General features: G+C 61.6%; 23 protein-coding genes. 15 read left to right on the top strand and 8 right to left on the bottom strand.

Features of this window, described 5'->3' with window-relative positions; translation table 11 throughout:
* The first annotated feature begins 178 nt into the window (after positions 1 to 178).
* The 4 genes from G473_RS26100 to G473_RS0109595 are packed head-to-tail and all read left to right on the top strand — an operon-like array spanning position 179 to position 2,270.
* Complete coding sequence (locus tag G473_RS26100; RefSeq protein WP_154667341.1) at positions 179 to 670, top strand: hypothetical protein; 492 nt, start codon at positions 179 to 181, stop codon at positions 668 to 670.
* A gap of 59 nt (positions 671 to 729) precedes the next feature.
* Entirely contained in the window at positions 730 to 1,122 is a 393-nt protein-coding gene (locus G473_RS0109605; protein ID WP_154667340.1) for a hypothetical protein, read from the top strand.
* Positions 1,123 to 1,157: 35 nt separating this feature from the next.
* A complete protein-coding gene (locus tag G473_RS0109600) occupies positions 1,158 to 1,646 on the top strand; it encodes a copper chaperone PCu(A)C (protein WP_029012923.1) in 489 nt (162 codons plus the stop codon).
* A gap of 12 nt (positions 1,647 to 1,658) precedes the next feature.
* A complete protein-coding gene (locus tag G473_RS0109595; protein ID WP_029012922.1) occupies positions 1,659 to 2,270 on the top strand; it encodes an SCO family protein in 612 nt (203 codons plus the stop codon).
* A gap of 43 nt (positions 2,271 to 2,313) precedes the next feature.
* On the opposite strand, the gene G473_RS0109590 is transcribed toward G473_RS0109595, so the two are convergent.
* Positions 2,314 to 3,198: a LysR substrate-binding domain-containing protein gene (locus G473_RS0109590; RefSeq protein ID WP_035706436.1), complete on the bottom strand. Its 885-nt coding sequence runs from the start codon at positions 3,196 to 3,198 to the stop codon at positions 2,314 to 2,316.
* A gap of 166 nt (positions 3,199 to 3,364) precedes the next feature.
* On the opposite strand from G473_RS0109590, the gene G473_RS0109585 reads away from it, so the two are divergent.
* Positions 3,365 to 4,825, top strand: a complete 1,461-nt coding sequence (locus G473_RS0109585; protein ID WP_029012920.1) for a catalase — start codon at positions 3,365 to 3,367, stop codon at positions 4,823 to 4,825.
* A gap of 86 nt (positions 4,826 to 4,911) precedes the next feature.
* Positions 4,912 to 5,310, top strand: a complete 399-nt coding sequence (locus tag G473_RS29165) for a YbaN family protein (RefSeq protein WP_051330093.1) — start codon at positions 4,912 to 4,914, stop codon at positions 5,308 to 5,310.
* A gap of 55 nt (positions 5,311 to 5,365) precedes the next feature.
* Here the strand turns inward: G473_RS29165 and G473_RS26090 are convergent, their stop codons facing one another.
* On the bottom strand, positions 5,366 to 5,563 hold the full coding sequence (locus tag G473_RS26090; protein ID WP_035706430.1) for a hypothetical protein: 198 nt from the start codon (positions 5,561 to 5,563) through the stop codon (positions 5,366 to 5,368).
* Between the two features lie 201 nt (positions 5,564 to 5,764).
* Here G473_RS26090 and G473_RS0109570 point away from each other — a divergent pair, with 201 nt between their 5' ends.
* Positions 5,765 to 6,580: an aspartate/glutamate racemase family protein gene (locus tag G473_RS0109570; RefSeq protein ID WP_029012919.1), complete on the top strand. Its 816-nt coding sequence runs from the start codon at positions 5,765 to 5,767 to the stop codon at positions 6,578 to 6,580.
* Positions 6,577 to 7,431 carry an alpha/beta fold hydrolase gene (locus G473_RS26085; protein WP_051330092.1) on the top strand — a complete coding sequence of 285 codons (855 nt, stop codon included), beginning with the start codon at positions 6,577 to 6,579 and terminating at the stop codon, positions 7,429 to 7,431. Before G473_RS0109570 ends, G473_RS26085 begins: the two co-directional genes overlap by 4 nt.
* A gap of 25 nt (positions 7,432 to 7,456) precedes the next feature.
* On the opposite strand, the gene hemH is transcribed toward G473_RS26085, so the two are convergent.
* From hemH to G473_RS26080, 4 genes are all read right to left on the bottom strand, one after another.
* Complete coding sequence (gene hemH, locus G473_RS0109560) at positions 7,457 to 8,509, bottom strand: ferrochelatase (protein WP_245580028.1); 1,053 nt, start codon at positions 8,507 to 8,509, stop codon at positions 7,457 to 7,459.
* A 22-nt stretch (positions 8,510 to 8,531) separates the two neighbouring features.
* A complete protein-coding gene (locus tag G473_RS30280) occupies positions 8,532 to 8,738 on the bottom strand; it encodes a hypothetical protein (RefSeq protein WP_154667338.1) in 207 nt (68 codons plus the stop codon).
* A 92-nt stretch (positions 8,739 to 8,830) separates the two neighbouring features.
* Positions 8,831 to 9,307, bottom strand: a complete 477-nt coding sequence (locus G473_RS0109550) for a YchJ family protein (protein ID WP_029012917.1) — start codon at positions 9,305 to 9,307, stop codon at positions 8,831 to 8,833.
* 212 nt (positions 9,308 to 9,519) lie between these two features.
* On the bottom strand, positions 9,520 to 10,104 hold the full coding sequence (locus G473_RS26080; RefSeq protein ID WP_051330091.1) for a thymidine kinase: 585 nt from the start codon (positions 10,102 to 10,104) through the stop codon (positions 9,520 to 9,522).
* Between the two features lie 106 nt (positions 10,105 to 10,210).
* On the opposite strand from G473_RS26080, the gene G473_RS0109540 reads away from it, so the two are divergent.
* The 7 genes from G473_RS0109540 (at position 10,211) to G473_RS26070 (ending at position 20,226) form a co-directional block, all read left to right on the top strand.
* Entirely contained in the window at positions 10,211 to 11,746 is a 1,536-nt protein-coding gene (locus tag G473_RS0109540; RefSeq protein ID WP_029012916.1) for a class I SAM-dependent methyltransferase, read from the top strand.
* 180 nt (positions 11,747 to 11,926) lie between these two features.
* Positions 11,927 to 12,277, top strand: a complete 351-nt coding sequence (locus G473_RS0109535; RefSeq protein WP_029012915.1) for a DUF2934 domain-containing protein — start codon at positions 11,927 to 11,929, stop codon at positions 12,275 to 12,277.
* 285 nt (positions 12,278 to 12,562) lie between these two features.
* Positions 12,563 to 13,969 (top strand): flagellar hook-associated protein FlgK, encoded by a 1,407-nt coding sequence (gene flgK / locus G473_RS0109530; RefSeq protein ID WP_029012914.1) that lies wholly within the window; start codon positions 12,563 to 12,565, stop codon positions 13,967 to 13,969.
* Positions 13,966 to 16,005: a hypothetical protein gene (locus G473_RS0109525; RefSeq protein ID WP_029012913.1), complete on the top strand. Its 2,040-nt coding sequence runs from the start codon at positions 13,966 to 13,968 to the stop codon at positions 16,003 to 16,005. Before flgK ends, G473_RS0109525 begins: the two co-directional genes overlap by 4 nt.
* A 32-nt stretch (positions 16,006 to 16,037) precedes the next feature.
* Entirely contained in the window at positions 16,038 to 16,328 is a 291-nt protein-coding gene (locus G473_RS26075; RefSeq protein WP_035706427.1) for a hypothetical protein, read from the top strand.
* Positions 16,329 to 16,617: 289 nt separating this feature from the next.
* On the top strand, positions 16,618 to 19,335 hold the full coding sequence (locus G473_RS0109515) for a flagellar hook-basal body complex protein (protein WP_029012912.1): 2,718 nt from the start codon (positions 16,618 to 16,620) through the stop codon (positions 19,333 to 19,335).
* A gap of 297 nt (positions 19,336 to 19,632) precedes the next feature.
* Positions 19,633 to 20,226: a putative metalloprotease CJM1_0395 family protein gene (locus G473_RS26070; RefSeq protein WP_245580027.1), complete on the top strand. Its 594-nt coding sequence runs from the start codon at positions 19,633 to 19,635 to the stop codon at positions 20,224 to 20,226.
* Positions 20,227 to 20,268: 42 nt separating this feature from the next.
* On the opposite strand, the gene G473_RS26065 is transcribed toward G473_RS26070, so the two are convergent.
* On the bottom strand, positions 20,269 to 21,057 hold the full coding sequence (locus G473_RS26065) for a hypothetical protein (protein WP_051330089.1): 789 nt from the start codon (positions 21,055 to 21,057) through the stop codon (positions 20,269 to 20,271).
* A 129-nt stretch (positions 21,058 to 21,186) separates the two neighbouring features.
* Positions 21,187 to 21,633 (bottom strand): flagellar biosynthesis regulator FlaF, encoded by a 447-nt coding sequence (locus G473_RS0109500; protein WP_035706551.1) that lies wholly within the window; start codon positions 21,631 to 21,633, stop codon positions 21,187 to 21,189.
* Positions 21,634 to 21,863: the final 230 nt, after the last annotated feature.

The following is a 21,863-nucleotide window of genomic DNA, read 5'->3' as shown; positions in this document are numbered from 1 at the left end:
TGCGGGCGGTGCCGCGACCGGCGGCTCCAGGCGATGTAAGATGAACCCCGCAGGACAGGTCGGGGTTCCATGGGTGATGCGCTCTCAACGTTATGAGCATCGACTTAGTTGCGAACGATTATCATTATCTGTAAGGTGCTTTCGGGCTTCCGGTTGATCTTATTCCGAGGACATGACGATGGAGATGTCGGCTCCCTTCCGCCGCACCCGCACTGCAATTGCCCCCGACATGCCATTCGTGGCATTGACGCCGTCAGCCCGGCTGGCGCTGTGGGGCTTGCGGTATTGGGCAACCTGCGCCCGGAATGGTCGGTGCCCGGCCCTGTTGATGCGGGATGTCTATCAGTCGGCGGGTGTGGTCGATGCAGCGGCCAGCATCGATGCACTGATGCGGATATTCCTTCGCGCCTCCCGGCGAACCCCTTGCTTTGGTTGCCCGGCCTGCAGCACCATTACCGATGATGAGGCGCTGCTGCTGCAGGCGCTTTGCCATTTACAGCAGGGGGATGGCTTTGCGGCGGAGCCGCTGCTGGCCTCCTGGCTGTCGCCCATGGCGGCCGAGATCGCCGCCCCAGCCATGGAAGGGCTGGCTTGCCTGTTGTCACGGGCTGGCTATCTGCTCCTCTCCGATCATGTCCCTGAGTCACGCCCTGCCCGTCATCTGCACTGATAGAGACCTGCGACAACAGGGGGGTGGACAGGCTGCCCCTGCCATGGCATCGCAAGGGGATGAAAGCGGCGACGGCAACAGGCACACGGACGATCAGGACGGTTGCAGCGTTGCTGCTGCTGGCCCTATGGGTACGTGCGGCCATCCCTGTCGGCTATATGCCGGTGCCATCGGTTGATCGCGATGGATGGCTGTCTTTTGGCTTCTGCGGCGCCCGCCTTGGCAAGCCGCTGCCGGCCAAGCTGGCGTTCAGCCATGGTGGTGAAGCCTGTCTTTTTGCACCAGCATCCGCGCTGGTGCCGTTGGACGGGACCGGCATTCCCACGCCGCATTCCCTTTTTATTCTGGTCGCGCAAGTGCTGTGGGCCCCTCTTCTGGTCGCCCCGGCGGCGTTGAGGTTGCCCCCGGCCAGGGGGCCTCCGCTGGCGGTGACGTACCCCTTGCTGCGTTAACGACCATGAATGAAAAGAGATAAGGATCAATCGCCATGAAGTTCTTCGCCAAGCATCTGGCTTTCGCTTCCCTTGCCAGCCTGATGATGATGGGCATGGCCCATGCCGCCGATGGCGTCTCAGTCAGCGAGCCGTTTGCCCGCGCCACTGCGCCCTCGGCCAAGGCGGGTGCAGCTTTCCTGACGCTCTCCATCGCCAGCGGTGAGGATAAGCTGCTGTCCGTCGCCAGCCCGGTGGCGGAGAAGGTGGAACTGCATAACCACATCATGGAAGACGGGATCGCCCGCATGCGCGCGGTGGATGCCATTCCTGTGGTTGCCGGCACACCCACGGCTTTGAAGCCGGGCGGGCTGCACATCATGCTGATCGGCCTGAAGCAGCAGTTAAAGGAAGGCGATACCGTCCCGCTGACCCTGCGTTTTGAGAAGGCAGGCGATGTGGTTGTTGCCGTTCCGGTCAAAGGTGCCGGTGTGCGTCCCGGTGGTGATGACCATTCCGGCCATGGTCATGGTCACAGCCACTGATCGGGGGACGGTATGAAACGTCCTTTCCTGTTGGGTATCGCTGCCCTGGCGGCGGCTTTGGCCCTGCTGGCAGGCACTGTGCTGTTGACGGAACAGATGCGTCCCGGCAGCAGCACGGCCGATGGCGGCAGCGGACGCGCCGACATTGGCGGCCCCTTCACCCTGACCGACCATACCGGCGCCCCAGTGACGGAAGCCGCCCTGCAAGGCCAGGTCAGTCTGGTGTATTTCGGCTATAGTTTCTGTCCCGATATCTGCCCGACCGACCTGCAGGTGATCGGCGAGACCCTGGATCTGGTGCAGGACGACCTGCCCGAAGCGCAGGGCCTGTTCATCACTGTTGATCCGGAGCGTGATACCCAAGCGCAACTGGCGGGCTATGTCAGCCTGTTCCACCCCCATATCCGGGGCCTGACCGGCACGCCGGAACAGGTGGCCGCCGCTGCCAAGGTCTATCGCGCCTATTACAAGAAGGTCTCCGCGGAGGAGGCCGGGTCCAGTGACTATCTGATGGACCATTCGGCCTTCATCTATCTGTTCGACCGGCAGGGACAGTTTGTCCGTGTCTTCGGGCATGGGGCCGAAGCCGCCGCCATCGCAGAGGCGATGCGGGCGCTGAAATGAAGCGAACCGGCACCTGGGCAACCCGGTGCCGGTTACCCTTCCCTTACGGCAATTTCAGGCCGCTGACCACGCTGGCCATCACCTCCACCAACTGGCGGCGTGGGAAGGTGTTGCGGAAGGCCAGCCGCACGGTACGACCAGCCAGACCCGGCGCCAGCGGCCGCACGATGGTTCCCGGCACAGGCGCCCTGCCCGCCACGGCCAAGGCCGGCGCCAGGGTGCAGCCATAGCCGGCCGCGACCATATTCAAGAGCATCTCCAGACTGGTGGCGCGGAAATCGGCCCTGGGGTCGGATTGCTGATGGCAGACAGACAATGTCTGGTCCCGCAGGCAATGCCCGTCCGCCAATACCAGCACATCCGCCTTGGCCAGTTGGCCATCGCTGATCGCCGTCTCCTGAGCCAGCGCATGCTGTTCCGGCAGGACCATCAGGAATGGTTCCTCAAACAGCAGGAACGTGTCGATATCATCCCCATCCGGCACTGTGGCAATCAACGCCACATCCAGTTCATGCCGGCGCAGACGCGACAGCAACTGGTCGGTCACATCCTCCCACAGCACCAGATCCAGCGCGGGGCAGCGTTGGCGCAAAGGGTTCAGAATGCGCGGCATCAGATAAGGCCCCAGCGTCGGGATGACCCCAAGGCGTAAGGAACCGGCCAGCGGGTCCCGCCATCCCTGTGCCAGCCGGACGATGGCATCGGCCTGGGCCACAGCGGCGCGGGCCAGCGGCACAATTTGTTCTGCCGCTGGTGTCATCTGCACGGATTTGTTCGTCCGCTCGAACAGGGTGGTGCCCAGCATCTCCTCCAGCTTGCGGATTTGTCCGCTCAATGTCGGCTGGCTGACATGGCAAGCCTCTGCGGCATTGCCGAAATGAAGGTGATCGGCGACGGCGATCAGATAGCGCAAATCACGCAAATTCATCGGACGGGGCAGCCTTTGGTGCGGGATCATACATAGGGGCTGCCTATGAATATGATCAGATCATTCAATTTTACCAGGGGTGATCGCGGGCATAATGTCTGGCTATCGAGCGGCGCACCCCGCACCGCTCCCCGAAATTCCAGCCTGCAAGACCAGGGAGACCCCCATGACCCGCATGACGACGACCGCCGGCGCCCCCATCCCCGATAACCAGAACAGCCTGACCGCTGGCCCCCGCGGGCCCGTTCTGCTCCAGGATTATCAGCTTATCGAGAAGCTGGCCCATCAGAACCGGGAGCGTATTCCTGAGCGTGTCGTGCATGCCAAGGGTTGGGGCGCTTTCGGCACCCTGACCGTCACCAACGATATTTCCCGCTATACCCGCGCCAAGCTGTTTGCCGAGGTGGGCAAGAAGACCGATCTGCTGATCCGCTTCTCTACCGTTGCCGGTGAACTGGGTGCTGCCGATGCCGAGCGCGATGTGCGCGGCTTCGCCGTCAAGTTCTATACGGAGGAAGGCAATTGGGATGTGGTCGGCAACAACACGCCGGTCTTCTTCATCCGCGACCCGCTGAAGTTCCCCGATTTCATCCGGACACAGAAGCGTCACCCCCGCACCAACCTGCGCAGCGGCACGGCGATGTGGGATTTCTGGTCTTTGTCGCCGGAAAGCCTGCATCAGATCACGACGCTGTTCAGTGATCGCGGCATCCCCGTCAGCCCGCGCTTCATGAATGGCTATGGCAGCCACACCTACAGCTTCTGGAATGATCAGGGTGAGCGCTTCTGGGTGAAGTTCCACTTCAAGACCCAGCAGGGCCACAAGACGATGACGAATGCGGAATCAGAGTCCGTCATCGCCAAAACCCGCGAAAGCTATCAGGAGGATCTGTTCGGCGCCATTGAGCACGGCGATTTCCCGCGCTGGACCCTGATGGTTCAGATCATGCCGGAACTGGATGCCGACAAGACCGCCTATAACCCGTTCGACCTGACCAAAGTATGGCCGCACGCGGATTACCCTTTGATCGAGGTTGGCACGGTGGAGCTGAACCGCAACGCGGACAATTACTTCGCTGAGATCGAGCAGGCGGCCTTCAGCCCGTCCAACATCGTCCCCGGTATCGGCTTCAGCCCGGACAAGATGCTGCAGGCCCGCATCTTCGCCTATGCCGATGCGCATCGCTATCGCCTGGGCACCCATTACGAGGCCCTGCCCGTCAACGCGCCGAAATGCCCGATGCATCATTATCACAAGGACGGAGCGATGCGCTTCTTCCAGAATGATACCGGCAACCCGAACGTCTATTACGAGCCGAACAGCTTTGGCGGCCCGACGCAGGACCCGAGTGTGGCGGAACCGCCGCTGCGCATCACGGGGGATGCCGCCCGCTATAACCACCGGGAAGGCAATGACGATTACAGCCAGCCCCGCGCCCTGTTCAACCTGTTTGACGATGCGCATAAGCAGCGCCTGTTCAAGAATATTGCCGCCGCGATGCAGGGCGTGCCGGACTTTATCGTTCAGCGCCAGTTGGCCCATTTCGCCCTGGTTCACCCGGATTATGCGGCGGGCGTCGCGGCGGCCCTCGGGGTGACATACACCGCGGTGGCCGCTGCGGAGTAAGACGGTAATGTGAGCGGGGCGGGCATCCCCTGCCCCGCTCAGCCCTTCGCTTGCGACGTCGCAACAGCCGGAAAGGCAGGAAGATCATGAAGCGCTGGTTTTATCGGGCGGGGGCCGCCCTGTTCGTAATGTTGGGTATTATTGGCGCGATCCTGCCGGTGATGCCGACAACCATCTTCCTGATCCTGGCGGTTGTCTGCCTGATGCGGGCCGGTGACCATCGGGCCCGGCTGCTGCTGGATCATCCCCGGTTCGGGGCGCCGATCCGTCTGTTTCTGGAACAGGGGGCCATTACCCGGCGGGGTAAGTTTGCCGCGTTGGGAGGGATCAGCCTGGGGGCGGCGGCGCTGGTGCCGGTCACCCTGTCCCTGCCCTGGATCGGTGCGCCGGCGATGCTGGTGATGGCGGGGGTTGCCACCTTCATCATCACCCGCCCGGAGCCCCTTTTAGCCCGGGTTCCGGTTCAGGGGCGTCACCGCCCCTGATTGCCTTCACGAGAGAAGCCTGAAAAGCCCATGGTCACCCGGCCATGGGCTTTTTTTATGTATCGAGCTTTCGGCCCAATATGCCGCGCAAGAGTTGCGCGCCCGGTGCTTCCACCGCGCCAGCCAGCAGAATGCGCCCATCCTCCAGCAAGGTGACCTTCACCTTTTGCCCCGGCTTTACCCGCAGGTGGGTCAACATCTCCGGTGTCAGGGGCAATGACCCGGTTTCATCCAGGGTGATATCGCTGCTCATGCGGCCGGCCTCAAAAAAGTTTGTTAACCGAACCTATAGCGGCTTCGTCCATCCGCTACTCATGCCATTTGATATAGGCGGCTGTTACGCGGGCTGCAATTCAGCGCGGGGGCGCACAGGGATAGGGCGTGGAACCGGTTGACAGAAAGGGGCTGGTAATAAAATATAAAGATATAGCTATAAATCATTTTGGGGGCGGAGATGAAAATCGGCTTGCTGGGCGCTGTGCGCGATCCCTTCCGCCCTGGGGGGCCGGCAGGGGAACTGGCCCCTTTGCTGGAACTAGGCGTGCAATTACAGCCCTTCCCATCCCGTGTGCCGGCCTTTCCTTTCAGCCCGCTGGAACAGGCGCTGCAGCAGGTTGGCCATCTGGAGGCCGGATTGGCGGCGACCCGTACCGGCTGTGATGCGCTGGTGATTGATAGTTTGGGCGATTATGGCCTTGCCGCCATCCGTGCTGCCGTGGCTCTGCCGGTTTTCGGGCCTGGTGAAGTGGGCATGGCGGAAGCCGCCGCCGGCGGGCGGCGCTTTGGCATCGTCACGGTCTGGCCGGAATCCATGAATTTCATCCCCGCCGGTCTGCTGCGTGCCTATGGGCATGAAGCGGCCTGCATCGGCATCCGCAATGTCGGCGCCGAAGCCGCCTTGGACCGTCTGGCCGGGCCGGACGGGTATCTGGCGCAGGTCCGCGATGGGGCTGCCGCGATTATCGACGCTGTGGGGGAGGCGATCATTGCCATGGCGGGGCAGGGGGCGGAAGCGGTGCTGCTGGGCTGCACCTGCATGTCGCCTCTGGCGGCAACCCTTGCCGCCCGTGCCCCGATCCCCGTGATCAACCCGCTGGCCAGTGCCGTACTGGCGGCCCAGAAGGTGGGGCCGTGGCAGGGTGGGGAGAGGATCACTGCACGGCCGGGCCGTCCCGATCTGGTGGCGCGCATGGTTGCCGGCGTAGCGGATGAAGAGGCGGAGGATTGCCCCGTCTGTGTGGTGGCTGAAGCAATGGGAGAAGGGGCATGAGCATGAATATCCGTATCCGGCGCGGTTTTACCGATGGGCCACATGGGCAGATCCATTATCGCCGGGCCGGGCAGGGAGAGCCGATCCTGCTGTTCCACGCCTCGCCCGCCAGTTCCAAACAGTTGGAGCCGTTGATTGCCGGTCTGGCCGACCGGTTTGACGTTATCGCCCCGGACACGCCCGGCAATGGCGACAGCGATGCCCCGATCCTGTCCGATGGGCGCCGCCCCGACATGGCTGATTATGCGGCCAACATCGTGGCCCTGATGGATGGTCTGGATGTTGCGACGTCGCATCTTTACGGCTCCCATACCGGGGCGGCCATTGCGGCGGAAACGGCGATCCTGGCACCGGGACGGGTTTCCAGCGTTGTGCTGGATGGGGTTGCTGCCTTCTCGCCGGAGCAACAGGCCGATTACATGGCCCATTACGCCCCGCCCCATACGCCGACGCTGGATGGGGATTATCTGATCCGCGCTTTCATGTTCTGCCGCGACCAATACGCTTTCTTCCCCTGGTATAAGCGCGATGCCGCCCATCGCCGTCCGCTGGGGCTGCCGCATCCGCAGCGGCTGCATGAGATGGTGCTGGATGTGCTGAAGGCGCCGGAGACCTATCCCTGGTCCTATCACGCCGCCTTCAAATACCCGATTCTGGACCGGATCGGCTTGATCACCTGCCCCGTGCTGGGCTTGATCGGCGCGTCAGATCCGCTGGGCGACGATACGCGCCGCGCCTTGGCAAAGGCCGCGAAGGGAGAATGCCGGGAGACGCCAGCCTTCGGTCTGGAAGGGCATGGGGAGGCGGTGGCGCAGTTGATCAAGCAGTTCGTCGGGGCGATGCCGGCCTGATCCGGGCCGGCATCGCCATTGGCCTTTACAGCCAGCCGGCGGCTTCCCGTTCCGTCAGCTTGACCAGCAGGTCAATATGGCCGGCACTGCTGTTCAGGCACGGGATATAGGTGAAATTCTGCCCCCCAGCGGTAAGGAAGGTCTCCCGTATCCCCTGGTTGACCTCCTCCAGCGTCTCCACGCAATCGCTGACGAAGGCAGGTGCCATGATGGCGATATTCTTCACGCCCTGGCCGGGCAGGGCCTTGATCATCGGTTCCAGATAGGGCTGCAGCCATTCTGTCCGGCCAAAGCGGGACTGGAAGGCGTGGCGCAGCTTGTCCGGTGGCATGCCCAGGGCTTCGCGCAACAGGCGCGCGGTCTTCAGGCAATAGCAGTGATAGGGGTCGCCCTTTTCCAGATAGGATTTGGGCAGTCCATGGAAGCTGGTGATCAGCAGGTCCGGCGTCCAGTCCAGCCCGGCCAGATGGGTGCGCACGCTGTTGGCCAGGGCGGCGATATAATCCGGATCATCGTGATATGTCGGCACTGTGCGCAGGGCCGGCTGACGGCGCATTGTCATCAGCGTCCGGAAGGCCTGGTCGCAGGCGGTCGCCGTGGTGGTGGCGCTATATTGCGGGTAGAGCGGGAAAAGCAGGATGCGCTCACACCCCGCCGCCGTCAGCTTTTCCAGCGCCGAGGCCGTGGACGGGTTGCCATAACGCATGCCCCATTCCACCACCACCTTTTCCCCATGCCGCTCCCCCATCGCAGCGGCCAGCAGGCGGGCCTGTTCGCGCGTATGGGTCTTCAACGGGCTTTCATCCAGCTCCCGGTTCCAGATGCCGGCATAGGCATGGCCGCTTTTCTTGGGCCGGAAGGTCAGGATGATGCCCTGCAGGATCGGCTGCCAGATCAGGGGCGGCACTTCCACCACCCGGCGGTCGGACAGGAATTCCGACAGATAGCGCCGCATGGAGCTGTAATCGGTGCCGTCCGGGGTGCCGAGATTGATCAGCAGCACGCCGACGCGCGGCACCTTGACAGGCGGATGGCCAGCGGGCAGGGGCGAGGTGGTGGAAACGGGGGCTTGCAGCACGGCTATCCTTCAGGGTTTCTCGTCAGGCGTTCTTGCGTACCATCGCCAGCAGGGCACGGCGGTGGCGGTGTGCCTGCATTAAGATATCTGCCGGTGCGTGTCCTTCAATGACCAGACGCTCACCATCTGCGACAAGCCCGGCCCCATAGTGCCGCAGGGCTTGAAAAACCTTTTCCGCCGCTTTGCGCTGCATGGTCGATCTCCCATCCAAAACCTGAAGTGCCGCCATCCTGGCAGCCTTGGCATCAAGAGGGAAATCGAATGATCTGATCGGGTCGATAGGGGTGGCCTATCGGTGACAAGCCACCCCGCTGTGGGCTGTTAGGCGCCGCAGCACTTCTTGTATTTTTTGCCGGAACCGCACAGGCACGGATCGTTGCGGCCGATCTTCACCACGGTGCGCGGACGCTGGCCCATGATGCCATCCACATACCACCAGCGGCCATCCTGCTTCTGGAAGCGACCGGTTTCATGGTGCATCAGTTCCTTGCCATCCATGACGAACTTGGCGACGAACTCGACAAACGCTTCGTTCTCATCGCTGCCGGGGCCGGTGGAACGTACGTCCAGGCCGGTCCACTGGCTGTTCTGTGCCCATTCCGTCACCTGGGCGGCGTCGAAATCATCCTGCGTGCCGGGCAGCAGGGTGGAGCCGAGATAGGAGATGTTGGCTGTCGCGAAGGCGGAATAGCGCGACCGCATCAACGCTTCCGGCGTCGGCGGAACAGCGGCACCGGACAGGTAAGGACCGCAGCACTCGTCAAAGGGGCGGCCGGAATTGCAATGGCAGAGGGTCATGGGTGAAATCTCAACGCTAAACATTCTGGGCTGATATTCTGGCGGCAGGCATAGCTCAAAGCGACGGCCTGCACCAGTGCCGGCTGGGCAGGGCCGTTGTCATGCCATCGGTCAAACATCTTGACTGATGGCATCCGCGCCGACGGGCGCGGCGGCGGCCCATGCCGCCGAAGCCTTTAATCCCGAAGGGTCGGGGTTAAAGGCCGCTGGGATTACAGGTCCAATGACAATTCCGTGCCGGGGCGGGTGCTGTGATCGTGCCAATGCAGGTTACAGCGCGGCTCGTACAGGTCGGCCTGTCCCAGTTCCAGCGTGCGGTCGTTGCGCAGCTTCTTGAAGCTCTTATGCGCGTCATGGCCACAGACGGCACAGCGTGCCCGCAGCTTCTGCACATGATCGGCCATGGCGGCCAGGGTGGCGGTAACGGGGAAGGCCCGGCCACGCCAGTCCATATCCAGCCCGGACACGGCAACATCAATGCCGCGCACCAACAGGGCGCGCACATCTTCCACCAGATCGCCCTGGTAATGGGGATCGGTGCAGAACTGCACCTCGTCGATGAAAATGGCGGCGATGCTGTCCGGCACGGGGGGCATGCGGGTGATGGGCGTGGCGTCAAACCCGACACCATCATGGTTCACCACCCGGTCATGGGCATAGCGCACATCGAAAGCCGGCTTCAGCAGCATGATATGGGAGCCGGTGCCATGGGTGTACCAGATGGCTTTTTTCAGGATTTCCGTGGATTTGCCGGAGAACATCGGCCCACAGATCACCTCCAGCTTGCCATAGCGCATTCGACCGCCCTTTCCGCATACCCGCCCATAAGGCGGCGATCTATAGGCGAGATCGCCGTTCCATGCCATGAAAACGCGATTGGACCATGGCGCGAGGAAAATGGGAATGCAGGGTTGGACCGACGGCTATGTGACGGAGATCGCCTATACCCACGGTTTCCATGACGAGCTGCTGCCCTGGCCGATGATGGCGGCCCTGGCCGACGCTGGCCGGCCGGTGCCGGTCGCCCCTGGTGCGTCCTTCGATTATTGCGAACTGGGCTTCGGCCAGGGGTTCAGCCTGGCGCTGATGGCTGCAGCCAATCCGCAGGCCCAGTTCTGGGGCAATGATTTCAACCCCGATCATGTGGCCCATGTTGCCGGGCTGGCGGCGCGCGCGGGTTTGGCGAACCTGCAGGTCAGCAGCCGGGGCTTTGCCGATTATGATGATGGCAGCCTGCCGGATTTCGACATTATCGCCCTGCATGGTGTCTGGTCCTGGGTGGGGCCGACGGCGCGGGCGGATATTGTCCGTTTCATCGACAGGCGGCTGAAGCCGGGCGGCATTGTTTATCTGGGCTACAATGCCTTGCCCGGCTGGGCGCAATATCTGCCGCTGCGCCGGGTGATGCTGGAGCATGCAAGGCGCGGGCAGGGCGATCTGGCTGGCCGTATTGGCGCTGCGCTGGATATGGCGGGGCGGTTGGAAGGGCAGGGGGCGGGCTATTTCCGCATCAATCCCACGGTCGGCCCCCGGCGTGACCTGCTGGCCGGCAAGGATGCGGCCTATCTGGCCCATGAATATTTCAATGAAAGCTGGGAGCCGGTTTATTTCACCGATCTGGCCGCTGCCCTGGCACCCGCCGGGCTGCGGATGGCGGCCCAGGCCCGCCCGGCCGACCGGTGGGAAGAGGCGGGCCAGGCTCCCGCTATCCAGGCCGTGGGTGGGGAGGCGGTGGCCGATCCGGATTTCGCGGAAATGTTGCGCGATTTCCTCACCAACCGGCCCTTCCGCCGCGATCTGTTCCAGCGAGAGGGGGGCAATCCTTACCCCTTGGGGGCGGATGACGGCGGAGATTGGCTCGTCGCCTTCGCCCATCCGCGTGATCTGCCCCGCCGCGCGACCCTGCCGACCGCCGGCACGATCGACCCGCCCTGGGATTTATCCTATGCGGTGCTGACGGCGCTGCAGGCCGGTCCGGCGCAAGTCGTGGCCCTGGCCGCGGCCCTGGAAAAATCGCCGGATGAGATGGCACCGGTTCTGCGCCTGCTGACCGCATTGGGGCTGATCGGTCCCGCTTTGCCGCCATCCGGGCTGGGGGATCGTCAAGCCGCGTGTGACCGCCTGAACCGTGCGATCATGGCCGAAGCCCACAATGCCGACCGGTTGACGGCACTGGCCTGCCCGGTCACCGGTGGTGCGGTTGCCGTGGACCGGATCAGTCTGCTTTTTCTGGACGGGCTGGCCGCAGGGGCGGCCCCTGTTTCCTTCACCTGGAAGGTGCTTCAGGCGGCGGGACAGCGTGTAACCCGAGACGGGAAACCCCTTTTGACGGAAAAGCAAAATCTGGCGGAACTTGAAGAGCGTTGGCTGCGTTTCCAACAACGCCGGTTGCCGGTGTTGAACCTGCTGGGTGCGACGCAGCAGAATCGTCAGGGGTAGCTCCTCTGCCGGGCTTTGTTCTCGCCAAAAACCATAGGCGAACTGAGAGAGAAGTGGTATTTTGGGGTAGGAGTGCAGTGCGGTATCGCGCGCTGGTATTTACCGGCGGTCAGGCGGTTTCCATTTGCCTCCAGATCCACCCTGCTTTCTCCCTTGCCGCCCCCCTGGAGATCTGGATCGATGCCCCGCAAGCCCAAAATTTCTACCGCCTCCACCCCTGTCGAGGCCACGGTGATTGAGGCGAAAGCCGGGAAAGCCCCGGTAGACGCTCCGCCCGATCTTGTGGCCGCCACGCCGAAGAAGCGGGCGAAGGCCCCACCCAAACTGCCGACAAAGCCGGTTGCCAGGAAGGCAAGCTCTTCCACCGTGGTTCCGGCTGAGCCAACGACCGAGCAGGTGGCGCAGGAAGCCTATCTGCTCTGGTTGGGGGAGGGGATGCCTCAGGGCAAGGATATGGAACATTGGCTGATCGCGGAACAGATTGTCCGCAGCCGCCTGTCCTTGCTGGCCGCTGCGGTCCACACCGCCTGACAGCATTTCCAGTCGCATCTATACGTGAAGGCCTGTCTCCTGCCGGGGGCGGGCCTTTTGTCTGTCAGGGTTTGGCTGACCCGGCCAACCTTGCCGTTTCCTCCGGTTTCTTGGCGGCAGAATCTGCCGGGGTGCTGGTGCTGCCGATAGGGGGTGCATCTAACTTATTGATAAGGCTTTATTTATCAGGCGCGTTCCCTGTGGCCCACTGATTGCATATTGGTGGGCGGACCTGCCAATCCGGGCAGATCCGGGCCAACCGGCCATCGCCAGGGAACCGCGAAGATGACCAGCCTTTTTGGCGTTCTGAACAATACGAACAACTCGCTGCGCCTGATCCAGGGGCAGTTGGGTGTGGTCGCGGACAATGTCGCCCAGGCCGATAACCCGGATCGTACCAAGCATTCGCTGCAACAGACGGTCGATGCCAATGGCAATGCCGCTTTCGCCCAGTATAAGCGCCAGGTGGATACGGCGTTGCGGGTGCAGTTGGAACAGACGCTGTCCGAGCAATCCAGCGCCACAACCCTTTCCACCTATATGCGCAAGGCCACGGACCTGTTGGGAACAACCGCCGGTACCCCACCGCTGACGGAAGCGTTGCAGAAATTCCAGGCTGCCTGGCAGCAACTTGACGCCAATCCACAAGATGCCGTGCTGCAAAGCCAGATCGTGTTGTATGGCGATGATCTGTCCCGCGAATTACAGCGCCTGACCAGGGGCGTGGACGATATCGAAAAGCAGCTCAACACCGATATTACCAACTCGGTCAATACGCTGAATGAATCGCTGGCCGCGATCGACAAGCTGAACAACGACATCCTGGCCACGCGGGGTACCGGCAATCCCACGCTGGCGCTGGAAGACCGGCGCGACCAGCTGGTGCGCGAAGTAGCGTCCATGATGAGCATCCGCACCGTTGAACGGGCGGATGGCAAATTATCGGTTTTCACCTCTTCCGGCCTGTCGCTGGTGGATGCCGCCCCTGCCAAGTTCAGCTATCAGGATGGGGTTCTGCGCTCGTCTTCGAGTGATCTGGCCCTTAATGGCCATATCCGGGATGGCCAGTTGGGCGGCTTGCTGGAGCTGGCCGCTGATGGCTCCCAGACAAACCCGCCCCAGGCCGCCAGTACTCAGCCCGCCGCGGAGATCCTGCGCAAGCTGAAATCCCAGATTGAAGCGGTGGGGCAGGCCTTCCTGGCCCCCACCAAGCCCGGCGAGCCCACCAGCTTTTCCGACGCTTATAACAATGCCCAGCCTGTTGGTGATGGCGAATTGCCCAACCGCTTTTTTGTTGGCACTGATGCCGGCAACATCGCCGTCAATCCCGCTTTATTGTCGGGTGAATTGAAGGTGAAGACCAGCGCCGTGGCTCAGGTATCGCTCTCGCTCACGGCGACGGGCCGATCCGTCAATGCGGATGGGCTTCGGCTGACCGGCGTCAGCTACAGCTCCATGGTCACGGGCATGATCGGAAGCTGGAGCGCCAACAGCAAGATCGCCCAGGAACAGGCAACCATCGCCACGGATTTCAAATCCCAGTTGGAACTGCGCTACCGCAACAGCACCGGCGTCAACATGGATGAAGAAATCGCCATGCTGCAGGTGCTGCAGCGCAATTACTCCGCCGCCGCGCGCGTAATGCAGACGGTAAACAATATGTTGGACGCGATCGAGGGCATCGTCAGATGACACGGATCAGCAACTATGGCAGCTACCTCACCACGTTGCAGGCCCTCGGCAGCGGCCAGAGCAACATCGCAACTCTTTCCGAGCAGCTTAACTCCGGCAAGAAATCGACGGATATTGCCTATTATGGCACGCAGACCCAGAAGCTGCTGGATCTGCGGACAGAGCTGGCGCAGCGCACGGGTTATTCCCAGACGATTGACCAGGTGATGACGCGGGTGAAGACCTATGACACGGTCCTGACCCGGATGGAGGATATGGTGACGGAGTTGAGCTCTGTGTCCCGCCTGCCAGCGGGACCCGGTTCACCCAGCATTTCCGCCATTACCAACGCCAGCAGCGGCGCGATGAAAGTGTCGGTGGATACGGTTGGCTCCCGCTTCACAGCGGAAGCCAAATATACCATCACGGCCGTGCCCAGTGAAACGGGGCCGGCCGGCAGTTTCGATGTGACGGTGGTGGATGGGTTGGGCGGCAAATCCACCAATACCATCAACTTGAAGCAGGTGCCCCCGGCGGTTGACGCTGACCGGTTCGTCATTAATGGCGGCCCTGGCAACGGGGCGGTGATCAAGCTGAATATCGAGAAGCTGGAAGGTCCTGGCACCTCCAGCTTCAATGTCTCCTGGCCCGATCTGTCGGCGACCAAGGAACTGGTCAAGGGTATGACAGCCGAGCTGGAGGCACTGCTGAACGAGCGTGTTGGCGACCGCTATCTCTTCAGCGGATCACGCCTCAACACCATGCCGGTGACCGATGTCATTTCCGCCAAGCAGGTGATGCGAACCACCCTTGTCGGCTCGCGCGGTGATGCCGATGAAGTGTACGAGATGGTGCTGAACGGTGAACGCTTCACTTATACCACGACCGGCACGGAAGCCTCCCTTGATGAGGTGCTGACCAATGCGGCGGGCACCGGCATTGTCGATCAGATCAGGGCTTTTACCCCGCCCTTCAACGTCTCCATCAACACCCATAACGGCATTGTCACGGTGACCGGTAATGATCCGGCCGAGAAATTCACCCTGAAGACGGCGGTTTACGACAATGGCATGCATGACAATGGCGTGCTGCCGGCACCTGCCGCCCTTAATCCGGGGCAGGCGCCCTATACGATCCAGGCGGCCAACACCACCGATCCGCAGATCGACAATGTGAAGCTTCATGGTGATGAGGCCGATGTTGGCGACGTCTTCAATATGGAGATCGGCGCCCGTACCATCATCCAGAACGAGAATGCGCCGCCGCAGGTCATCATCGCGGGACCGACGAAATATTCCTATGTCGTCAGTGCTAAGGATGTGGATGACGCGGCGCTTGCCGGTATTGGCATCACGGAACTGGTGACCCAGAAGCTGGTGGCGCAGATCAATGCCGATACGGCATCCACCGTCACCGCCAGCATCGACCCCACCGACACGACCAACATCGTCCTGACGGGCAAGCTGCCCAACACGGAGTTCCAGACCACGGCGTCGGTGAATAATGCCGGCAATAAGAATGCGTTGATCACCAACGAGCTTCCGCCGCTGGCTGAAATGACCGTGTTCAGCGAGGAGGTTGAGCCGCCCAACCTGCCCTTCTACGATGCCCATTACCGCACGATGGGCAGCAATGCCGCTGCCTATGACATCGCGAATATGGCGCCGGATGAGGGGCTGCGGGTCAATTACGGTGTGACCAGCAACGATCCGGCGATCCAGAAACTGGTCACCGGCCTGCGGCAGTTGACAGCGGCCATTTCCCGACCGGGTGAATATAGCACCCTGATGAAGGATGCCCGTAACACGCTGATCAGCGCCGGCAGCGAAATCCGTGGCGTGCATGCCCGCGTCGTTAACGCCTCTGCCACCATGGACAATGCCCAAACCCGGCACCAGGACGCCTTGACCAAGGTGAAGAACGAAATTGCCGGGATCGAAGGGGTGGATAAGGACGAGGTGGCCGTCCGCCTGCAGGCGGCCATGACCACCCAGGAAGGTGCCTATACGGTCGCCGGCCGCATGCAATCCCTGTCCCTGATCAACTTCCTGACCTGACACGCCAACACTCGAGATGAGGAGAAACTGACATGAACGCTTTTGCCGCGCCTACGAATTTTATTGCGACGGCGGCTGCCAGCAGTGCGCCGGAAGCTGCCGATGAAGCCATGCGCATCCGTCTGTTTGACCAGTTCAACGCCTATTGGCTGAACGCCGCGCGTGAAGGCGTGCCTTATGACGTCATCGGCACCATGTCGGTTACGGCTGCCGTCTATGGACTGCTGGCCAAGCATGGTGCGGAAACGACAGCCACTTTTCTGGAGGGGCTGGGGGGGGATATCCGCACCGGCGCCTTTACTGTTCCGCCCCGGAACAACTGAGACGGAATCATTGGTGCCTCCCCGTTGTTGGGGATCAGGAGGGGATCGGGCCGGTCATGTATCATGACCGGCCCGATCCGTTTTGTGCATGTGAGGGCCGATGGCGGCCGGCAAATCGATCCGCCCCGGATCGGCAAAAACGGCCGGGCACCAAGGGTGCGGCACTCTCTGCCGGCTGATGAAAATCAAAAAATCTAAGATAAACAATTGGTTGGTTGGCTGTGTGTGGTTGGCACCGAATTTGCTTTTACCTGAGCGACACGCCATCATTTTTAGCGGGAGTTATCCCATGAGCATCTTCGGCTCCTTAACGACCGGCATCTCGGGGCTGCAGGCACAGTCTGCGGCGCTCGGCCATATCTCGGACAATATCGCCAACTCGCAGACCACGGGTTACAAGCGCGTTGATACTGCTTTCACCAACCTGGTGCTGCAGTCCAACTCCAAGGTTCATAACCCTGGCGGCGTGGTTGCACGGCCGAGCTATGCGAACACCGTGACCGGTACGATTTCGGTTGCCGATCGCAACACCAACCTGGCTATCCGTGGCCAGGGCTTCTTCAGCGTCAGCCGCCTGTCGGCTGGCGAGGTGGTGGGGCAGGAACGGCTCTATACCCGCGATGGCAGCTTCGAACTGAATGAGGATCGCATCCTGGCGAACCGTTCCGGCTTTGCCCTGAATGGCTATGCCTATAATGAGGCGAACAATACATTCTCCACCGCTGCTACACCGATCCAGGTGACGGCGGATATCGACAGCCCGGTTGCAACCCGGAATGTGACCCTGGCGGCGAGCTTGCCGACAGCCCCCACGCCCGGCCAGCCGATCCAGTCGACAGAGATCAAGATTTATGACGCGGTGGGTACGCCCCGCACCCTGACGCTGGGCTGGCGCCCCGGTCAGACCGAAGGCACCTGGCGCATGACCATTGATGCGCCGGGTGCCGTTGGCAGCCTGCCTTTGACCGGGACCCTGCCAGGCTTCCCGGTCAGCGCCCAGTCGACCAGCCTGACGCCGGGCCGTGTGGCTCGTGCCCAGATCGAAGATGTGCAGTTCAGCAGCACGTCGGGTGGCCAATTCAAAATCGGCGACGTCTATACCGTCAATGTAAACGGCGCGCCCTTCTCCACCACCATCACGGCGCAGAATGCCGGCCAGCTTTCCAATCTGGCTGGTGTTGCCCAATCGATTGCTGATCAGATCAATGGTGCGGTACCCCCGACCGGCGCGGTTGCCACCGTGATCAATGGCCGCCTGCAGCTAAAGGCCTCTTCTCCTGGAACAGGCTTCACCGTCAGCACATCGGTCACCAACGCCACGCTGACCAATAACGCCGTCGCCACCCCCGTTGCCAGCCCGGCCACCACCTCTACTGTGCGCCGTGAAGCCATCAGCTTTTCTGGTTCCGCCATTGATATCGGTGACGTTTTTGAGGTGGAAACAACTGTGGGTGGCGTGGCCACGCCTTACACGGTCACGGTCAGCTCTGCCAATATTGGTCAGTTGAAGGATTTGGCTGGTGTGATGACCGCCCTGGCGGCCCAGGTGAACGCGGACTCTCCCACGCGGAATGTTGTCGCCGCGGTTTCCGGTAATACCCTGACCCTGAGCGGCACGCAGAACGGCGTCGATAACTTTACCTCCACTGCCACTGTTACCAACTCCATCGCCGGTAACAACACCACCTATGTGGATACAGTGCAGGGGAACATAACCGGCAGCCGTCAGACCCAGCGTATCTCGCTGAGCGGTGTGCCCGGTGACGTGGGTGCTGTCTATTCGGTGACGGTGCGTAGCCCGGACCCGATCCAGGTGAACCCGGTGATCACGCCTGCGAATACAGCCGCTGTTCCGCCGACCCCGGCTGAGGGGCTCTTCGACTTCACCACCCTGACGCCCCCGCTGGTGCCTACGGACACCCCCCAGTTGGGCCAGCGCGTCGCGATCAGCCTGAACGGCAATACCTACTCCGTCCAGATTACGGAGCAGAACCAGACCAACTTCGCCACCTATGACGACGTGTTTGCCGAAATCGCCCAGCAGGTAAACAATGATTTCGGTGCCCCTTACCGGGCGGACGCCTATGTCGCCGGGTCGGGGCAGTTGAACCTGGTGGCGAACAAGACCACGACGGTTCTGGATGGCACCCAAGCCACCCTTCCATCCTTTAACCGCACGATCAGCTATACCACCACGGGGCAGGAAGTATCGCTGGATGAGATTGCCGGCAATCTTGCCCTGGCGGTCAGCCAGTCCGGCCTGCCCGTCCAGGCGGCGGCTGTAGGCGGGGTTTTGACCCTGACCTCCAATCAGGATGGTGTTGCCTTCCTCGGTACTCCCTTGGCGCAGTCGGGCAATACACCGCCCCACATCGCCCTGGAATTTGGCGGTCAGCTGTCCAGTGGCGGTCTGGCGAGGGCTGGCACCCTGTCGGCCATGAGCGCCGCCAATGTCGGTGAGGGCAATGCCATTGTCAGTGCCGTGACGGAGGAGGGCGCAGCAGCCCAGGTGAGCTTCACCGTCGATTACGGCAATGGTCCGCAGCAGATTTCGCTCAATCTTGGTAATTTCGGCCAAGCCAGTGGTCTGAAGGAATTCAACGGCAGCGCCATCAACGTGACGACCAACATTGCCGACGGCAGCGCCCAGGGCACGTTCCAGGATGTGGAGGTTCGCAGCAATGGTGACGTGGTGGCCAAATATGACAATGGCAACAGCCGCGTCATCGCCCGGGTACCCGTGGTTCTGTTCAACAATGCCAATGCGCTGGAGCGGGAGACCGGGGCAGTCTTCACAGAATCTGCGGAAAGTGGCCGCGCCCGCTTCACCGAAACCGGCCTGAACGGTGCCGGTTATCTGGAGGCGAGCAGCCTGGAAGGGTCCAACGTCGATATCGCGCAGGAATTCACCAAGCTGATTGTGGCGCAGCGCTCCTACACGGCCAATACGCGCGTCATCACGACCACGGATGAAATGTTGACGGAGACGATCAACCTGAAACGGTAATCGCAGCGGGCGGCACCTGCCCCTTACCCATGGTGCAAGGCGTGTCGATCCCGGCTCCCGAAAGAGGGCCGGGATTTCGCATTTTTGGGGGGGCAGAGCCCGGGGCCTGAGAGACAACAAAATCTCCCTTGATTGGTTACGATCAAGGACGGTTGGAATTGTATCGGATCGGCAGGTGTTGGCGTTGAACGGGGCTGGAAACGACCCAGTATCCGCTTTATCTTCTGTCTGTCTGACAACTTTTCGCCGACCATGCAGATACTGCCGGGAGCCGCGACCGCCTATAGTCCCGCCACCTTGCGTCGATCGACACAAGGGCAGGCCGGTGCTGCCCAGGCTGAGGGCGTGGAAGAGGCTGGTGTGCAGGCCGAAGCGGCCCCTCCTGGCACACCCGCGGCGGAGCGCAACCTCTCCCAGGAGGCGCGGGACCAGATCCGGGAACTGCAGAAAACCGACATGCAGGTTCGCCAGCACGAACAGGCGCATAAAACCGTTGGCGGCCCTTATGCCGGGGGCATCCGGCTGGAATATACCACCGGTCCGGACGGACGGCGCTACGCCACGGCCGGTGAGGTGCCGATTGACGTATCGCCCGTGCGGGGCGACCCGGAAGCGACCATCACGAAGATGGAGGTGGTCAAGCGTGCCGCCCTGGCTCCGGCGGAACCATCACCGCAGGATCGTGCCGTTGCCAGTCAGGCGGATGCAACGAAAGCCCAAGCCCAATCAGAATTGCGCAGCAACAGCAGCACCGAAGATGAATCCCGGCAGGCCGACAGCGAAGGGCGACAGGGGGAAGCGGCAAGTTTGAGTGCGCAGGCCAAACAGGCACAGGCCGCCTATGGCGGCAGTGCCACCCCGGCGGCCACGATATTCAGCTTGATTGCCTGAGAGGTCTGACCGGAGCCATGCCCCGGTCGGCGCGTCGGCAGATTAGCCGAGAAGCGCGTTGCTCAGCTTCTGGGTGCCTGACAGACCGAAATCCGTATAGGACTGGGTCTGCAGCATCGTCATCAGCTCAATCTGCGATTGGGATTGTTGCGGTATCCCGTCCCCCGCCTGGGGCTGTTGGGCAACCGTATCATAATCGCGACGATAAACGCCCATGGAAAGCTGCATGGCGTAGTTCTTATCCTCGATCACCTTGCCCTTTTCATCACGGGCCGTGCCTTTAGCGTGGGTGACCTTAAGGAAATACTCCCCCGCGGGCAGCTTGAGGTTGCCTTCGGTGAGAGACTTAAAGTTATCGAAATTTTTCCCGACAGTGGCGGCGCTATCAGCAACCACACCGCCAAAACGGGTCACTACCTGTACCCGCAGGCCAGGGTCAGCAACAGTATTGAGCTGAATTTCTCCCGATCCCTGAGTCTTGAAGCGGAAAACGTCGCCGTTATCACCCTTCTTCAGGTTGCTGTAAACATTCAGCCGGGTGGTATCCTTGACCAGCGTACCGATATCGGTTGCCGTGCTGGTCGTCGCGTAAGGTGACTTGCGCACCTGCTTTTCGAAAGTCTGGACCTGGATATTGGCCTGCGCAGCAGCCTTCTTATCCAGTTTTTCCTTCTGGGCGCTGTAGGAGGTCACTTCATCAGCGATCTTTTCCAGCTCGCGCAGCTTCTGCTGCTGCTTCACGGCCTGCTCAGCCATCAGCACGTCCGCAGCCGAGGAGCGGGACGTGGTTGTGTTGCTGCTGAAAAGGCTGGCGGCGCTGCTGATAGCCATGACCGAACCCCTTTCCTTCTCTCCCCTGCCTTGCGGACAGTCTAGCACATCATCTGATTTTACCATATCGGCGAAATAGATAAAATGCAATCTAAATGGCGCAGCCTGAGCGTAGAGGCAGGAGCGAAATCAGATCGAAATACTAAGCTTTCCGGCAGAGGGCGGTGGTGTGCCCACAGGCTTTTGCGGTGGAACCGGCTGCGGTGCTGGGCCTGCACCGACCGGACGCTGCGACAAGCCCGTGGCAACGGCCCGGTTGATATCAATCAGCCGGTCCAGTTTGCTGACATCCAGGTCGATCAGCCGATCAAATGTCTGGCGGTCCACGATGATGGAGAGTGCCAGAACATTATCGCGAACATCCTTCGGCAGCGGGCATTCCGGATCGACCATGGAGGTCTGGAAAATGGTCCAGAGACGCTGATTGAGGGACAGTGCCTGACGCAGCAAATCCTGGTTTTCCGGCGTTTGCCGGGCGTGGATCAGCCGCCGTGCGGCTTCTGTCAGGCCCCAGGCCTCGACATCGCGCGGATCTTCGGAGGTGGGGCGGTTGGTATAACCCGTCGCAGGCTTCATAAAGGCCATGCCCTTTGAACGGTCGACAATGACAAGAGGCATTATTCCACAATGGGCAGGTGCCCACAAGGATAATGCCGGAAGCGATGATGCCGGCCGTTCGTTCCGGCGCCCGCATTGTCCCCTATCTTGCCTAATAAAGGATGAAGGGCGCTCTTCCCATCCATCCTGGCCCCGAGCCAGTATTTTTTCATTCCTGCTTCGGGGCAGTCGGCGCTTGCGGGTCATCA

The organism is Niveispirillum irakense DSM 11586 (assembly GCF_000429645.1).
GTDB classification, from domain to species: domain Bacteria; phylum Pseudomonadota; class Alphaproteobacteria; order Azospirillales; family Azospirillaceae; genus Niveispirillum; species Niveispirillum irakense.
The sequence above is the reverse complement of the archived record's forward strand: the minus strand, read 5'-3'. Positions and strand labels throughout refer to the sequence as shown.

Excerpts from the sequence above, each read along its gene's own strand:
- G473_RS26100 (WP_154667341.1), top strand. The coding sequence starts at position 179 with ATGGAGATGTCGGCTCCCTTCCGCCGCACCCGCACTGCAATTGCCCCC.
- G473_RS0109605 (WP_154667340.1), top strand. The coding sequence starts at position 730 with ATGAAAGCGGCGACGGCAACAGGCACACGGACGATCAGGACGGTTGCA.
- G473_RS0109600 (WP_029012923.1), top strand. The coding sequence starts at position 1,158 with ATGAAGTTCTTCGCCAAGCATCTGGCTTTCGCTTCCCTTGCCAGCCTG.
- G473_RS0109595 (WP_029012922.1), top strand. The coding sequence starts at position 1,659 with ATGAAACGTCCTTTCCTGTTGGGTATCGCTGCCCTGGCGGCGGCTTTG.
- G473_RS0109590 (WP_035706436.1), bottom strand. The coding sequence starts at position 3,198 with ATGAATTTGCGTGATTTGCGCTATCTGATCGCCGTCGCCGATCACCTT.
- G473_RS0109585 (WP_029012920.1), top strand. The coding sequence starts at position 3,365 with ATGACCCGCATGACGACGACCGCCGGCGCCCCCATCCCCGATAACCAG.
- G473_RS29165 (WP_051330093.1), top strand. The coding sequence starts at position 4,912 with ATGAAGCGCTGGTTTTATCGGGCGGGGGCCGCCCTGTTCGTAATGTTG.
- G473_RS26090 (WP_035706430.1), bottom strand. The coding sequence starts at position 5,563 with ATGAGCAGCGATATCACCCTGGATGAAACCGGGTCATTGCCCCTGACA.
- G473_RS0109570 (WP_029012919.1), top strand. The coding sequence starts at position 5,765 with ATGAAAATCGGCTTGCTGGGCGCTGTGCGCGATCCCTTCCGCCCTGGG.
- G473_RS26085 (WP_051330092.1), top strand. The coding sequence starts at position 6,577 with ATGAGCATGAATATCCGTATCCGGCGCGGTTTTACCGATGGGCCACAT.
- G473_RS30280 (WP_154667338.1), bottom strand. The coding sequence starts at position 8,738 with ATGGCGGCACTTCAGGTTTTGGATGGGAGATCGACCATGCAGCGCAAA.
- G473_RS0109550 (WP_029012917.1), bottom strand. The coding sequence starts at position 9,307 with ATGACCCTCTGCCATTGCAATTCCGGCCGCCCCTTTGACGAGTGCTGC.
- G473_RS26080 (WP_051330091.1), bottom strand. The coding sequence starts at position 10,104 with ATGCGCTATGGCAAGCTGGAGGTGATCTGTGGGCCGATGTTCTCCGGC.
- G473_RS0109540 (WP_029012916.1), top strand. The coding sequence starts at position 10,211 with ATGCAGGGTTGGACCGACGGCTATGTGACGGAGATCGCCTATACCCAC.
- G473_RS0109535 (WP_029012915.1), top strand. The coding sequence starts at position 11,927 with ATGCCCCGCAAGCCCAAAATTTCTACCGCCTCCACCCCTGTCGAGGCC.
- flgK (WP_029012914.1), top strand. The coding sequence starts at position 12,563 with ATGACCAGCCTTTTTGGCGTTCTGAACAATACGAACAACTCGCTGCGC.
- G473_RS0109525 (WP_029012913.1), top strand. The coding sequence starts at position 13,966 with ATGACACGGATCAGCAACTATGGCAGCTACCTCACCACGTTGCAGGCC.
- G473_RS26075 (WP_035706427.1), top strand. The coding sequence starts at position 16,038 with ATGAACGCTTTTGCCGCGCCTACGAATTTTATTGCGACGGCGGCTGCC.
- G473_RS0109515 (WP_029012912.1), top strand. The coding sequence starts at position 16,618 with ATGAGCATCTTCGGCTCCTTAACGACCGGCATCTCGGGGCTGCAGGCA.
- G473_RS26065 (WP_051330089.1), bottom strand. The coding sequence starts at position 21,057 with ATGGCTATCAGCAGCGCCGCCAGCCTTTTCAGCAGCAACACAACCACG.
- G473_RS0109500 (WP_035706551.1), bottom strand. The coding sequence starts at position 21,633 with ATGAAGCCTGCGACGGGTTATACCAACCGCCCCACCTCCGAAGATCCG.